The sequence below is a fragment of the Porphyrobacter sp. TH134 genome (assembly GCF_002855495.1).
Taxonomy (GTDB): Bacteria; Pseudomonadota; Alphaproteobacteria; order Sphingomonadales; family Sphingomonadaceae; genus Erythrobacter.
On the sequence record NZ_PKRO01000001.1, the window covers coordinates 110,462 to 123,135 of the forward strand.

The 12,674-nt window shown below is 65.1% G+C and carries 10 protein-coding genes; 5 read left to right on the forward strand and 5 right to left on the reverse strand.

All coding sequences use genetic code 11. The annotated features are described in order from the left end of the window. Window positions 1–88: 88 nt before the first annotated feature. Both C0V72_RS00530 and C0V72_RS00535 read left to right on the forward strand, forming a co-directional pair. On the forward strand, window positions 89–2,728 hold the full coding sequence (locus C0V72_RS00530) for an ATP-dependent DNA helicase (RefSeq protein ID WP_233999718.1): 2,640 nt from the start codon (window positions 89–91) through the stop codon (window positions 2,726–2,728). Beyond that, a complete protein-coding gene (locus C0V72_RS00535; protein WP_101791256.1) occupies window positions 2,725–3,264 on the forward strand; it encodes a SixA phosphatase family protein in 540 nt (179 codons plus the stop codon). Before C0V72_RS00530 ends, C0V72_RS00535 begins: the two co-directional genes overlap by 4 nt. 22 nt (window positions 3,265–3,286) lie before the next feature. Here C0V72_RS00535 and C0V72_RS00540 read toward each other — a convergent pair whose 3' ends face one another. From C0V72_RS00540 to soxR, 3 genes are all read right to left on the reverse strand, one after another. After that, window positions 3,287–6,883 carry an ABC transporter permease/M1 family aminopeptidase gene (locus C0V72_RS00540; protein WP_101791257.1) on the reverse strand — a complete coding sequence of 1,199 codons (3,597 nt, stop codon included), beginning with the start codon at window positions 6,881–6,883 and terminating at the stop codon, window positions 3,287–3,289. 12 nt (window positions 6,884–6,895) lie between these two features. Continuing rightward, a complete protein-coding gene (locus tag C0V72_RS00545) occupies window positions 6,896–7,786 on the reverse strand; it encodes an ABC transporter ATP-binding protein (protein WP_101791357.1) in 891 nt (296 codons plus the stop codon). A 141-nt stretch (window positions 7,787–7,927) separates the two neighbouring features. Further along, on the reverse strand, window positions 7,928–8,383 hold the full coding sequence (gene soxR / locus C0V72_RS00550) for a redox-sensitive transcriptional activator SoxR (protein WP_143704494.1): 456 nt from the start codon (window positions 8,381–8,383) through the stop codon (window positions 7,928–7,930). Window positions 8,384–8,518: 135 nt separating this feature from the next. On the opposite strand from soxR, the gene C0V72_RS00555 reads away from it, so the two are divergent. Further along, window positions 8,519–8,890, forward strand: a complete 372-nt coding sequence (locus C0V72_RS00555; protein ID WP_101791258.1) for a VOC family protein — start codon at window positions 8,519–8,521, stop codon at window positions 8,888–8,890. On the opposite strand, the gene C0V72_RS00560 is transcribed toward C0V72_RS00555, so the two are convergent. Continuing rightward, the gene (locus C0V72_RS00560) at window positions 8,887–9,516 is read right to left on the reverse strand and encodes an SOS response-associated peptidase (RefSeq protein ID WP_101791259.1); all 630 of its coding nucleotides are present in this window, start codon (window positions 9,514–9,516) and stop codon (window positions 8,887–8,889) included. The genes C0V72_RS00555 and C0V72_RS00560 overlap by 4 nt on opposite strands. 6 nt (window positions 9,517–9,522) lie before the next feature. Further along, window positions 9,523–10,431 (reverse strand): 4-hydroxybenzoate octaprenyltransferase, encoded by a 909-nt coding sequence (ubiA, locus tag C0V72_RS00565; RefSeq protein WP_101791260.1) that lies wholly within the window; start codon window positions 10,429–10,431, stop codon window positions 9,523–9,525. Between the two features lie 39 nt (window positions 10,432–10,470). Here ubiA and C0V72_RS00570 point away from each other — a divergent pair, with 39 nt between their 5' ends. Both C0V72_RS00570 and C0V72_RS00575 read left to right on the forward strand, forming a co-directional pair. Next, window positions 10,471–11,214, forward strand: a complete 744-nt coding sequence (locus C0V72_RS00570; RefSeq protein ID WP_101791261.1) for a 16S rRNA (uracil(1498)-N(3))-methyltransferase — start codon at window positions 10,471–10,473, stop codon at window positions 11,212–11,214. Between the two features lie 86 nt (window positions 11,215–11,300). Next, a complete protein-coding gene (locus C0V72_RS00575; RefSeq protein WP_101791262.1) occupies window positions 11,301–12,671 on the forward strand; it encodes a glutamate--cysteine ligase in 1,371 nt (456 codons plus the stop codon). The last annotated feature ends 3 nt before the right edge of the window (window positions 12,672–12,674 follow it).

Below are 12,674 nucleotides of genomic sequence, written 5' to 3' on the forward strand. Positions count from 1 at the left end.
CCTTCCCGCGCTGCACGCCAGCCACGGCGGCCACTGGCTGCGTGCGGCGGACGGGCGCACCAACGCGGTGTCCAAGGGCGATGCGATCATGGCCGCCGCCGATACGCCGGTGCTGATGCTGAACGCCCCGCTGGTGGCGAGCCGGTTGGGCTATCCCGATCTGTCAGGCCTCGACCTGCTGGAAGCCTTCGCCTTCATCCACCCCGCCCGCTTCTGCGTGCCGACCCCGCGCGGGCTGGCCGAGGCGCTGGGCCTGCCGGTGCCGGACAGCGATGCTGCTGTGCCCGAGATGCTGCAACGTGCGGCGGGCGCCTTGATCGCGGCCTGCGGCGATCCTGCATGGCCCGAGCGGGAGGGCGCGTGGAGCGCGGTGCAATCGCTGGAACGCCTGCGCTGGCCCTGGGCGCAGGTGCTGCGGGCCCACATCGCCAAGCCCGACCGCGCCGAACGCTGGCTGTTCGCCAAGCTGCCCGAGTGGGAGGAAACGGGCGAACGCCCGGCCCCGCGCCAGGTCGAACTCACCGACCCGGCGGTCGAGGCGCAGCTGGCGCGGCTGACCGGCGCAGGGGCGGAGCAGCGTGACGGCCAGCGCGCCTATGCCAAGGACGCCGCGCGCATCTTTGCCCCGCGGCTGCGCGAAGGGCGCCCGCATCTGGCGCTGGCGCAGGCGGGCACGGGGATCGGCAAGACGCTGGGCTACCTCGCCCCGGCTTCGTTATGGGCCGAACAATCGGGCGGGACGGTGTGGGTGTCGACCTTCACCAAGAACCTGCAACGGCAATTGCGCAGCGAAAGCCGCCGGGCGTGGCCTGCCAAGCGCGCCGATGGCTCGCCGCCGGTGGTGGTGCGCAAGGGCCGCGAGAATTACCTCTGCCTGCTCAATCTGGAAGACGCGCTGCAAGGCGGGTTCGCCGGGCGCGCGGCGATATTGGCACAGCTGGTCGCGCGCTGGGGCGCTTACACGCGCGACGGCGACATGGTAGGCGGGGATCTGCCCGGCTGGCTTGGCACGCTGTTCAGGAAGCGGGGGATCGCCGCGCTTACCGATCAGCGCGGCGAGTGCATTTATGCCGGGTGCCCGCATTACCGCAAATGCTTCATCGAACGCGCCGCGCGCGACAGTGCGCAGGCCGATCTCGTCATCGCCAACCATGCCCTCGTCATGGTCAACGCCGCCCGCGCCCGCGACCCGAACCAGCGCCCGACGCGGTTGATCTTCGACGAAGGGCACCATGTCTTTGACGCGGCGGATTCGACCTTTGCCGCCACTCTGTCCGGGCAGGAAACCATCGAACTCAGGCGCTGGATCATGGGGCCGGAAAAGGAATCGCGCGGCCGCCGGCGCGGGCTGTCGGCGCGGCTGGCGGACATCGCCAGCTATGACGATGCGGGGGCCGAGGCCATCGCCGCAGCCTGCAAGGCGGGCCAATTGCTCCCGTCGGACGGCTGGCTCCAGCGGCTTGGCGAGAACGCGCCCTTCGGCCCGGTCGAAGCGCTGCTCGCGGCCGTACGCACCGCCACCTATGCGCGCGACGAAAGCGGCGGGATTGATGCAGGCTACGGGATCGAGACCGAGGCGGCGGGCCTGCCGGGCGACGTGATCGAGGCCGCCAGCAATGCCGCCGAAGCGCTCGCCAGCATCCGGGTGCCGCTGATCCGGCTCGGCGGGCGGCTGGAGGCGATTCTGGCCGATCCGCCCGACTGGCTCGACGCCCAAGGCCGCGCCCGGATCGAAGGCGCGCGGTTCGCGCTAGCATGGCGGATCGATCTGCTGGCCGCATGGGAAGCGCTGCTGGCGCGGCTGGGCGGGCCGGCTGACCCCGATTTTGTCGACTGGCTCGCGGTCGACCGCTCCGACGCGCGCGAATTTGATGTGGCGATCCACCGCCGCTGGCTCGACCCGATGAAGCCCTTTGCCCGCGTGGTGCTGGAACCGGCGCATGGCGTGATGCTGACCAGCGCGACCCTCACGGACCGCACATCAAGCGATGATGTGTGGGCCAGCGCCATCCAGCGTTCGGGCGCGGCCCATGTCGAGGTCGCGCCCTTGCTGTCGGCTGCGATCAGCCCCTTCGATTATGCAGGCCGGGCCGAAGTGCTGATCGTCACCGACATTGCCAAGGGCGATCTGCCCGCGCTGGCCGGGGCCTATGCCCGCATTATCGAGGCATCGGGCGGCGGTGTGCTCGGACTGTTTACCGCGATCCGCCGCTTGCGCGCGGTGCATGGGCGCATTGCCGACCGATTGGCGCGCGCGGGCCTTCCCGTCTATGCCCAGCATGTCGACCCGATCGACACCGGTACGCTGGTGGACATCTTCCGCGATGATCCGCACGCCAGCCTGATCGGCACCGATGCGCTGCGCGACGGCGTGGACGTTCCCGGCCATTCGCTGCGCTGCGTGGTGCTGGAACAGGTGCCCTGGCCGCGCCCCGATATCCTGCACAAGGCGCGGCGGCTGGCAGGCGGCGGCAGCCAGTACGACGACCGCATCATCCGCGCCAAGCTGGCGCAGGCCTTCGGGCGGCTGATCCGCAGCAAGGATGATGCGGGGCATTTCATCATGCTGTCGCCCGCCTTCCCGTCCCGCCTGCTCAGCGCCTTCCCGCCCGGCACTCCGGTGCTGCGCGTAACGCTCGATCAGGCTTTACAACGCGTGCGCGCTGGTGTTGGGGGCGCAGGAAGCCCCGACGTCTCCTCCCCAGCGCAAGGTGCTATGCTGCCATGAAAATCCTCGGCCTTCTGCGCCACGCCAAATCCGATTGGGACGATACCGCCCAGCGCGATTTCGACCGCGGGCTCAACGCGCGCGGGCGCAAGGGCGCGGAATTGATTGGCAAGCATATCCGCGACCACGGGGTCAAGTGGGACCGGCTGATCGCCAGCCCCGCTGTGCGGGTGAAGCTGACACTGGAACACGCGCTGCCTGATGCCGCGCCGATCTATGACCAGCGGCTCTACCTCGCGAGCTTCGACACCATCGTCGAAACGATCGAGGCCCATGCCGGCACCGGCGCGGATGAGGCCAAGACCATCCTGATTTCCGGCCACAACCCCGGCCTGCAGGACGTGCTGCTGGAACTGGTCGCCCCGGGCAAGGAAAACGCGCTGTTCAAGGAAGCGGTGGTGAAGTTCCCGACCGCCGCCTACGCCGTGCTCGAATGCGATATCGAACACTGGGCCGATCTCAAACGCTACTGCGCTGAACTGGTCCACTTCGCCCGCCCCCGCGATCTTGATCCGCAGCTGGGGCCGGAGGGCTAAGTCACCCCTCTAAGTCACGCGGCTAGGTCACTGGCACCAGATTGTCGTCCGAATCGCGGTCGATGTAGAAGTTGTACGGATCAATCCCGGCAAATGTCGGCTTGGCCTTGGTCACCACTTCGATCACCTGAGTACCGCTGCGCACCGGCATTCGCTTCATCGACAGGACATTGGCTTTAGCAAAGGCGCCCGTGCCGGGCCTTTCGGTGAACACGCCGACTTCGATGCTTTCGGCCAGCCGCGCAGGCGTTTCTGTGCCCTTCCCATCGGCGGTGAACTTGCCCGCTTCGATGGTGATGCGCGTGGCCCACGTGCCGCCCGCAAGTTTCCGGGTGACCGCCTCCTTGGCCTTCAGATCATAGATCGTGATCTTCTCGAACAAGTCTGTGATCAGCGCCTGATCTTCGGGCGTGCTCGCTTCCTTGCGCAGCTCTGCAATCAGATCGAGGCTGCGCGGGTACGGCGCGGGCTTGAACTTGTAGGTCGCCACCAACCGCGCCAGCGCGCGGTTCACCGCATCCTCGCCCAGCCGGTGCTGGAGCAGGTACATCGCAAGCGAGCCCTTGTTGTAATGGATATGCTGCTGGTTCTCGACCCGGATCAACGGTTGTTCCTCCAGCACATCGCCCTTGCGGCCCGCCAGATACCGGTCGAGCTCGAACTTCAGGAAACGGCGGATTTTGTCCTCGCCATACAGCTCCTTCATCACCATCAGCGCGCTGTATTGCGCAAGCGTTTCCGACAGCAAGGTCGACCCTTGCATGTCCCCGCCGACAATCTGGTGCGCCCAATACTGGTGCGCGACTTCATGCGCGGTGACGTAGGACACGTAATCGATCGTTTCCGGATCGCGCACGTCAGCGGCAAAGCCGATGCTTTCGGAATAGGGCATGGTGCCGGCAAAAGCCTGCGCAAAGCTCTGGTAGCCCGGAAATTCGATGATCCGCGCATAGCCGAATTGGTAGGGACCGAAATTGCGCTGGTAATAGCCAAGGCTGGTCTTCATCGCCTTCAGCATCCCCGGCACGTTCCAGGCGTGCTTGGCATCGTGATAAACGCTGAGCCGCACCGGGCCGACCTGTTCTTCGGCGACCACATAGCGCGCTGATTGCACCGAGAAGAAGTTGAGGATCGGCGCAGGGGACTGGAACACCGCGACGCGGCGGCCGCCCTTCACCTCGTCAGAAATCTTGTTCCCCGGCGCAACCGGCACCTGATCGGCCGATGTGCTGATGGTGATGCGCGAATTGACCCAATCGGCGCGGATATAGTTTTCGCGCTGCGCTCGGGTGTCTTCGAGCCTCGCGGTGCGCAGCTCGTCCGGCAGGCCTTGGCGCCGCCGTTCGGTCCGGTCGAACAGCAGGCCGCGCCGGTCCATCCCGATCAACGGCGCGAAATTGAAATTGTTCACAAAAGTGCCGTTCGCCACAATGTCCGTTGCGGCGCTGCGGTTGGCAAAGCCGCGCGGCCACAGGCGCGAGGCAAAGTCCAGCCGGGTCGTCGCGCCCGGCGCCAGCGGGCGCGCAAAGCGGAAAATCCGGTGGCCGAAAACGGTGTCATCGGTCACCAGTTTCGCCCCGGCCAGCGTCAGCCGCGAATATTCAGCCGCCTCCTCGCCCTGGCGCACATGCACCTCGGTAATGGGCACGGGGCTGTCATTGCGCAACAGATAGTGGCCCGTCACCTCCATCCGCTTTTCCTCCGGGAAAATCGCGACGTCGAAGACGACATCGGTCACCACCGGACGCGGCAGATTTTCATATTTGAGATATTTGCGTTCGTAAGCCGCCAGCCGCGCTTCGCGCTCATCAGCGGTGCGGTAGGTGTTGAGCACCTTGATATTGTGGTGGATCACAAGGCCGGTGCCGATCATCCCGGCAACGGCTGCCAGCGCAAGTCCGGCCGACGCAGGGGTGACGCGCTTGCCCATCCCCTTCAGACGCGGCCACACCGCCGCCACCGTGCCGCGCGGCCAGGCCCAATGCGCCAGCACCAGCAGCAGCACACCGAAACACAGCCAATAGGCCCGCGCAATCAGCCCGCCGATCCAGAAATCGCCCGCGCCGTTCATATCGCTCAGCAGTTCGGTCGGGGTGCCGCCGAAGTTGTAGAGCATGTTGGTGTAGCCAAGGTTGGACATGAAGATCCGCGCCACGAACCACACCAGAAACAGCCCCCAGCCGACATATTTGTTGGGGCTGAGCACCTGGAAGAACACCGCCAGCACCGCCAGCAGCAACAGATCGATGCTTTGCGGCAGCACAAAGCCGACAAGATACAGGCCCAGATCAATGCTCGGCGCGCCCTTGGCGAGCTGATAGACGACCCCGGTCGCCATGCCGGTCAGGGCCATGGCCAGCAGCACGACGAAAACCGCGAGGATCTTGGGCACGAACATCGCCCAGGCGGGAACCGGTGTGGCGTCGATGATCTCGCCGATTTTCACATCGCGTTCGCGCCAAACCAGCTCGCCGCCATAGAACACCGCCACGATCAGGCTGAACACGAACATGTTGCCGATCACGGTGACGATCACATCGGCGGTGAGCGGATAGGACGGCGTGCCGAACATCGTCTCGGAAAAAACGAGGTTGAGCGCACTGAACGCCAGCGCAATCAGCAGCAGCACGATCAGGCCGGGGCTTTTCAGCACCAGCAGCACTTCTGTCTTCAGGCGCAGCCAGAAGGTGGCAAGCGTGTGGCCCGCCCCAAAGCTGCGCTGCACCGGCGCGGTGAGGACGCGCGGCGGCACGCTTGCGGCCTTGGCGGCCTTTGCCGCCTGCCTGGCCAGCCGCCGCTGGCGCATAGCCGAAGGCGCGCGCTCGGTCATGCTGAAGCGCGCAGCGGCAAAACCCAGAAACAGCGCCGACAGGCCCAGCACAAACAGCCGGTTGAACAGCAAATTGCCTTCCAGCGGCAGCAGCCGGGTGTTCATCTCTGCCGCTGTCCAATAGCGCGATACCTCGGCCACCGCTCCGATGCCGAGCGGTTCGTAGCGGGCGATTACATCCTGATAGCTGGGATCGGCCGACAGGATCACGTTGACGGTCAGATACCCCATCACCAGCGCCAGCACACCGATGTAGCTCGCCAGCATCGAACGCGTGACCGTCGCCAGACTAAACAACAGCGCGGAAGACAGGATCAGGTTGGGAAGCGCGATCACAAGGAACGGCCAGGCGTAGGTCATGAACCCGCCCGGCCCCACGGTTTCGGGGTCAACCCACGGCATCGCCGCGCCCAGCGCTATGCCCAGCGGCACAGCCAGGTAGCCGATGATCGCGATGACAAGCCCGCCAAGAAAGCGCCCGGCCAGAAACTGGATGCGCCCCACCGGGGTCGCGCGGATCATCGGGCCAAAGCCGGTCACATCATCGCGCACCACCGCATTGGCAACAAACGAGGTAATGACGAACAGGTAGAACGTCGCCAGCAACCCCAGCGCAAAGGTAACCGCATAGGGCGAGTTTTCGTGCACCGCGCCCGGCGTCCCGAAGCTGACATTATCGCTGGCGGACAGGCCAAAGCCGATCAGCAGAAAGATCAGCGCCGAAACCCAGAACACGGGATTGCGCAGCTGATAGCGGATTTCAAACGCTGCAATGCTGGCGATGAGCATGGTGGGCGCCCCTTATGCGGTTTGCATGGCAGGCGCGCGGCGGGTTTCGGCCAGCGTGGCGAAATACACATCCTCCAGCCCGCCGGCGACCGGGGCAAAGCCTTCGGGCTGACTGTCGGCCAGCACATGCACGACGATATCACCGGCAAAGAAGCGGTGCGAAATAACCTCGTGCTGTGCTTGCATCTCGGTCAGTTGGGTATGCGGCACGGTCTTCTGCCACACCCGCCCGCGGGTCGAGGCGATCAGATCATGCGGCGCGCCTTCCAGCCGCAGCTTGCCCCCTGCCAGCACCGCCATGCGCGGGCACAGGTCCGCCACATCATCGACGATATGGGTCGACAGGATCACCACCACATTCTCGCCAATCCCGGCCAGCAGGTTGAGGAACCGGTTGCGTTCTTCGGGATCAAGCCCCGCCGTCGGTTCGTCGACGATGATAAGTTCAGGTTCGCCAACAAGCGCCTGCGCAATGCCGAAGCGCTGGCGCATCCCGCCCGAAAAGCCCGCAATCGCCTTGCCGCGCACGTTCCACAGGTTGGTCTGGCCCAGCAGGTGTTCGACCATCGCCTTGCGCTCACCCTTGTCTGACACGCCCTTGAGCACTGCCATGTGATCCAGCATCACCTGCGCCGAAACGCGCGGGTACACGCCAAAGTCCTGCGGCAGATAACCGAGCGTGCGGCGCAGCCGGTCAGGCTCTGCCAGCACATCAATATCGCCGAACCGGATGCTGCCCTGCGTGGGGGCTTGCAGGGTGGCGATGGTGCGCATCAGGGTCGATTTGCCCGCGCCATTGGGACCAAGCAGCCCGAACATTCCCTTCGGGATCGTCAGCGTCACATCATCAAGCGCATGGGTGCCATTGGGATAGACGTGACTGACGCTGCTGAGTTCGAGCATGATGATCCCCTGAATTTCCAACCCTTATTCTACCGCAAGAACCGCCGGGATAAAGCCGTATTGGTGGATTAATACACGTGACTGATCGACCATGATGCCGTTCGTCGGATGCAGATGGCTGCCAGACGGCTGGCAGGCAGGTCAGGCGATAAGTTTGCGAGCACCGGGGCCTTGTTGGCCAAGCTGATCTTGCGGGTTCCAGATCGCGCAATGAGCAAGACTGAGGCAGCCGCAGCCGATGCAGCCATCAAGGCGGTCACGCGTGCGGGTCAGCTCGGCAATACGTTCATCCAGCCGCAGGCGGATCGCGGCGCTGATCGCTTCCCAGTCACCCGCGGTCGGCGTGCGGCCCTGGGGCAGTTTGGCCAGTTCATCCTCAATCTCGCCAAGGGTCAGGCCAAGCCGCTGGGCAATCAGGATAAAGCTCAAACGGCGGATGTCCGATCGCAAAAAGCGCCGCTGGTTGCCGCCCGTGCGCACCGGTTCGATCAGGCGCTTGTCCTCGTAAAAGCGGATCGCGGAAACGCTGAGGCCCGTGCGGCGCGCGATTTCTCCGATGGTGAGCAGATCGGATGGTTTCAGGCGTGGTGAGGGCATTGGTGGCTCCGGGCGGGCAAGGGCTGTCTCAAAAGACCTTGATCTCAATTTAGGTTGAGACTGCAAGATGGGCAAAGTCATCGATTCGCACCCTCCCCAGCGGGTGTTTGATCACCTTGAACGAAAGGACACACCATGCCGAGCGGCCGTCTTGAACACATCAACATCACCGTCAGCGACATCGCCCGCAGCGCCGCGCTGCTGGAGCAACTGATGGGCTGGCACATCCGCTGGCGCGGCCCTTCGCAAATGGGCGGGGAGACGATCCATGTCGGGGGCGAGGCCGATTACATCGCGGTCTACACCAAGGGTACAGCGGTGGACCGTTTTGCCAAGGGCGCACCGCTCAACCATGTCGGGCTGGTGGTCGATGATCTGGACGCCGCCGAAGCGGTGGTTCGCGAGGCCGGGCTCGAACCCTTCAATCACGCCGATTATGCGCCCGGCAAGCGGTTCTATTTCTTCGATTGGGACGGGATCGAGTTCGAAATGGTCAGTTACGCCTAAAGCAGTCCCGGTTGGTGGGCCGCACCCTTGGCCCACGGCTGATCGGTGCGGTCGATCGCCAGCGGGCTCGCCCATCCCCGGCACAGGCTGAGCGCCTCTTGCCGTGTTCCGCCCGTCCAGCGCGCGTGGTCCGCGGGGTGCAGCAGCACCGGCATGCGTTCATGCACCGGGGCGGCATCAGTACCGACGCTGTCGGTCATCACCATGGAATAGCAATCCCCCCACGTATCAGAGTGCCGCCACACGCCCGCAGCAGCGACCAGCGGCGCATCGGGTAGCGACAGCCATGTGCGGGTCATTCGCCCCTTCGGCCCTTGCGCCTCGGCCCATGCGGTCAGCGGGATAAGACAGCGGCGCTGCGCGAAGGCATCACGCCAGAAGACGGTCTCCAGCTTGTCGGCCCGGGCGTTGTTGACCGGCCTGGGCTTGAGCGGTTGGCCCTTTGCGCCTTTCAGCACCAGCGGAAAGCCCCATGTCATCGCCCTTGCCGCGCCGTTGGCCACCACCAGACCGGGATAGCCGGGATAGACCTCCTCGGCGAAATTGGCGCCCTCAGCCCCAACCTCCGCATCGAACCACGCCGCAACCTCAGCGGCGTTCTTCGTCATGCGGTAAAGATTGCACATCGCCCGTCAGGCGCCCGCGTTGCCGACCACAAAGCACGCCGCCGCCATCAGCGCGCCCGCCCAGCGGTTCGAGCGGAAACGGGCCAGCGGATTGTCGGGGTCAGCCACGTCGAGCGTCGCCACCTGCCACGCCAGATGCCCCGTCACGGGCACCAGCGCCAGACATACCAGCGGATCAGGCCGGTACAGCCAGAAGCCCAGGCCCCACAGGCCGACCGACGCGGCGTAGAAGCCCGCAATACCCCCCTGCACCCGCGCCCCCATCGCCAAAGCGGATGACCGGATGCCGACCATGGCATCATCCTCGCGGTCCTGCAGGGCATAGATCGTGTCGTAGCCGATCACCCAGGCGATGCACCCGGCATAGACCGCCGCCAGCGCCGCCCAATTGTCGAACCGCAGCTCCGTCCAGCCGACCAGCAGCCCCCAGTTGAACACCATGCCCAGCCACGCCTGCGGCCACCAGGTGATGCGCTTCATGAACGGATAGGCCGCGACAAGAGCCAGGCTGCCAATCGCAACCACCTGCGCCTGCCAGCGCAATTGCAGCAGCACGATCAGGCCGACCAGACACAGCGCCAGCAGCCACGCCCACGCTGCGCGCTTTGACACCCGGCCGCTTGCTACCGGGCGCAAGGCCGTGCGCGCGACCTGCCGGTCAAGATCGGCATCAACGATATCATTATAAACGCACCCTGCCCCGCGCATTGCAATGCTGCCCAGCAGCAACCAGCCGAGCAGCGCAAATTGAGGTCCCGCCCCCGCCAGCCACACGCCGAAAACACAAGGCCAGAAGAGCAGCCACCAGCCAATCGGCCGATCGAACCGCGCCAGCAACGCCAGATCACGCGGAAGCTGCGGCAGGCGGGCCACGATACCACGATGCTCGCTGTCAGGGACGATCTGTTCGGTCATTGCTTGCGCTCTAGCGCCCGCAGCGCCTAGTGCAAAGCCATGCCCGCAACCCCATCCTGGCCGCCGAAGAGCGCTCCGCGCCTGTTTGTCGCCGAAGAACTGCACGCTGGCGCCGCCGTGCGGATCGAGGGCAATCCGGCGCATTACCTCGCCCGTGTGATGCGTGCAGGGCCGGGCGACGTCGTGATCCTGTGCGATGATGTAACGGGAGAATGGGCCGCGCGGGTCAGCGATGTCGGCAAACGCGATGTGATGCTGGAAGTGGCCGAACGCCTGCGCGCGCGCGAAGCGGTGCCCGATCTGTGGCTCTGCCCGGCGCTGCTCAAGAAGGACCGCTACGATCTGATCCTCGAAAAGGCGACCGAGCTCGGCGCGTCGCGCATCCAGCCGGTGCTGACCCGCCGCTGCGTTGCCGACAAGCTCAACATGGACCGCGCCCGAACGATCACCACCGAGGCGGCCGAGCAATGCGCCCGCACCGCGCTGCCGCAAATAGCCGAGCCGCTGAAGCTCGATGCGGTGCTGGCCAATTGGCCCGAAACCCGTGCCCTGTTCTTCGCCGATGAGAACGGGGGCGAACCCGCCGCGCATTCCTTTGCCCAGCATCAAGGGCCTGCGGGTATCCTCACCGGCCCCGAGGGCGGCTTCGACGAGGCCGAGCGTGCTGCGATCCGCGCGCACCCGGCCGCCCGCCCGATCACGCTTGGCCCGCGCATTCTGCGGGGCGAGACTGCGGCAATCGCCGCTCTTGCCGCGTGGATGGCCACCGCCGGCGACTGGTAGAGCGGCTTCGTTGCTGGAAAGGCGTTTTCGCTTCCCAGCGGCAATTGGGTTTTCTAAAGCCACCGGCCAATGAGGGCCTCAAACCGATGAGCACACGCGAAGCTGCCACTGCCGACGATCCGGTGATCGAAAGCCTCGACCAACTGATCGAACCGATGGCCAAGGGCGAAAAGCCGCCCGAACGCTGGCGTATCGGCACCGAACATGAAAAGCTGGTCTATAAGCACGCGGACCACCGTGCCCCGACTTACGATGAGCCATGCGGGATACGCGATCTGCTCGGCGGATTGGAGCAATTCGGCTGGGCACCGGTTGAAGAGGGCGGCAATGTCATCGCCCTGAAGGGCGAGGATGGCGCGGTCAGCCTTGAACCGGCGGGCCAACTGGAATTATCGGGCGCGCCGCTCGAAAACCTGCACCAGACCTGCGCGGAAACCGGGCGGCACTTGGCGCAGGTCAAACAGGTCGGCGAGAAATGCGGCGTGGGCTACCTCGGCCTTGGCATGTGGCCCGACAAGACCCGCGCCGAACTGCCGATCATGCCCAAGGGGCGCTATGACATCATGCTGCGCCACATGCCACGCGTCGGCACCATGGGCCTCGACATGATGCTGCGGACCTGCACCATTCAGGTCAATCTCGATTACCAGTCCGAAGCGGACATGGTGAAGAAGTTCCGCGTCGGCCTCGCGCTGCAACCGCTGGCGACCGCGCTGTTTGCCAATTCGCCCTTCACCGAAGGCAAGCCCAACGGGTTCTTGTCGTACCGTTCGCACATCTGGTCGGACACCGATCGGCTACGCACCGGAATGCTGCCCTTCGTGTTCGAAGACGGCTTCGGTTACGAACGCTGGGCGCGGTACATGCTTGATGTGCCGATGTATTTCGTTTTCCGCGACGGCAAGTATATCGATGCCGCGGGCCTTTCGTTCCGCGATTTTCTCGATGGCAAGCTGTCCGTTCTGCCCGGCGAGCGTCCGACCCAGAGCGACTGGTGGGATCACCTGTCAACGGCTTTTCCCGAAGTGCGCCTGAAAAGCTTCCTCGAAATGCGCGGTGCCGATGGCGGACCGTGGAACCGGATTTGCGCGCTGCCCGCCTTCTGGGTGGGTCTGCTCTATGACCAGCAAGCCCTTGATGCGGCATGGGATCTGGTCAAGGGCTGGTCGATGAAAGAACGCGAACGGCTGCGGGGCGAAGTGCCGCGCCTTGCGCTGGCCACGCGTTCCCCGAATGGCGGCACTTTGCAGGACCTGGGGCGCGAGGTGCTGAAGATCGCGCATTCAGGGCTGAAGGCGCGCGCGCGGCTCAATGCCAGCGGTGACAACGAGACCGGCTACCTCGAAACCCTCGACGAGATCGTCGCCAGTGGCAAGGTTCCCGCCCAGCGGCTGCTTGATGCCTATCACGGCGAGTGGAACGGGGATATCACCCGCGTCTACGAACAATCCTTCTGAACA